Origin of the sequence: Streptomyces sp. YS415, from assembly GCF_023544665.1 — a bacterium.
Classification (GTDB): domain Bacteria; phylum Actinomycetota; class Actinomycetes; order Streptomycetales; family Streptomycetaceae; genus Streptomyces.
On record NZ_JAMJFL010000079.1, the window covers coordinates 1 to 2,092 of the forward strand.

A 2,092-nucleotide genomic window follows, 5' to 3' on the forward strand; every position below is an offset into this window, starting at 1 on the left:
CTACGCCGAGCCGCGCATCCCGGTCGTGTCCAACCTGTCGGGTCAGGTGGCGGGGGAGGAGATCCGCACCCCCGAGTACTGGGTACGGCATGTGCGCGAAGCGGTCCGCTTCGCCGACGGGATCAAGGCGCTCGCCGATGCCGGGGTGACGAAGTTCCTGGAGCTGGGTCCCGACGCGACGCTGACCGCGATGGCCGCCGAAAGCGCAGAGGGGCTGTTCGTCCCGGCCACCCGGCGGGGCCACGGTGAGGTGGAGACGTTCACGCAGGCCCTGTCCCGGCTGTGGGTCAGTGGCGTCGATGTCGACTGGGCCGCCCTCTTCGAAGGCCGCAACCCCCACCGCGTCGACCTGCCCACCTACCCCTTCCAGCGCGAGCGCTACTGGCTGACCGATGACGCCGCGACCGGTGACCCCGTCGAGCTTGGGCTCGGTGAGGCCGGGCACCCGTTGTTGGGTGCGGCGGTTCCGTTGGCGGGCGGGGACGGGGTACTGCTGACGGGCCGACTGTCGACCCGTACGCATCCCTGGCTCGCCGACCATGCGGTGGCGGGGACTGTGCTGCTGCCGGGGACGGCCTTCGTGGAGCTGGCAGTGCGGGCCGGTGACGAGGTCGGTTGCGGGAGTGTGCGCGAGCTGACGCTTCAGGCGCCCCTGGTCCTGCCCGAACAGGGTGGTGTGCAGATCCAGGTCGTCGTCGGTGCCGCCGAGGAGGACGGGCGGCGCCCGCTCACGGTGTACTCGCGACCGGAGTCGGCCGATGGGAGTGGCGCGTGGACGCTGCATGCGGAAGGTGTCCTTGCGGAGGCCCCGGTCGTGTCGTCCACGGATCTGTCGGTATGGCCGCCTGCCGGAGCGGAGCCGGTGGACGTGTCCGGGTTCTACGCGGAGGCCGAGGCTGCCGGTTATGCCTACGGGCCGGTGTTCCAGGGTCTGTCGGCCGTCTGGCGGTTGGGCGACGAGGTCTTTGCCGAGGTGGAGCTGGCTGATGACGCGCAGGGCCAGGCGCGGGCGTTCGGGGTGCATCCGGCGCTGTTGGACTCGGCGCTGCATGCGGTCCTGGCGACCTCGGAGCTGAGGGAGGGGCTGCGGCTGCCGTTCCTCTGGGAGGGCGTGTCGCTCTTCGCGTCCGGTGCCACCGCGGCCCGCGTCCGTATCGCACCCCTGGGCGGGGACACCCTCTCCGTCGAGCTGGCGGACGCAACCGGCGCTCCCATCGCCGTGGCCGAGTCGCTGATGCTGCGTCCGGTGGCCGCCGACCAGTTGGCGGCAGCCGCCATGAGCGGTCCGGACTCCCTCTACCGGCTGGAGTGGACGCCGGCCGCGGTCGCCGACGCCGCTCCCGTGCACGTGACGCGGTACGCCGGACTCGATGCCGTACTCGCCGCTCTCGACGCGGGTGACGCGGTCCCCGAGGTGGCACTGATCGAGGTCTCCGGCCCTCAGGACGGCGCACCGCTCGCCGACGCTGCCGCCCGGGTCACTGGTGAGGTGCTGGCGCTGGTACGGGGTTGGCTGTCCGAGGAGCGGTTGGCCGGGTCGCGGCTTGCCGTGCTGACGCGCGGTGCTGTGGCCACTGACGGCGGTGGCCTCACCGATCTGGCGATCGCCCCGGTGTGGGGGCTCGTCCGGTCCGCGCAGTCGGAGAACCCTGGCCGCATCGTTCTCTTGGACGCCGACCCGGTCGCCGAGGAGGCCGTGCTGCGAGCGGCGTTGGCCAGTGGGGAGCCTCAGTCGGCGGTCCGTGAGGGTCGGGTGCTGGTGCCGCGTCTGGTGCGCGCGGACGGTTCCGGAGGGAGTCTGACGGTACCGGGGCAGGAGTCCGCTTGGCGGCTCGATACGTCGGGCTCCGGGACGTTGGAAGGGCTGGCACTGGTTCCGGCACGGGAGGCGTCCGCGCCTTTGGAGCCCGGCCAGATACGGATTGCCGTCCGCGCCGCCGGGGTGAACTTCCGGGACGTACTGATGAGCCTCGGGATGTACCCGGGCCGCCCGGTGCTGGGCAGCGAGGCCGCGGGTGTCGTTCTCGAAGTGGGGGAGGGAGTCACCGACTTCGCCCCTGGTGACCGGGTGATGGGTCTGGTCCTGGAGAGC

At 72.0% G+C, this 2,092-nt stretch carries 1 protein-coding gene; it reads left to right on the forward strand.

Annotated features, from left to right (window positions below):
* On the forward strand, positions 1-2,092 hold a 2,092-nt coding region (locus M8H82_RS36310; protein WP_250080017.1), incomplete at both ends, for a polyketide synthase dehydratase domain-containing protein.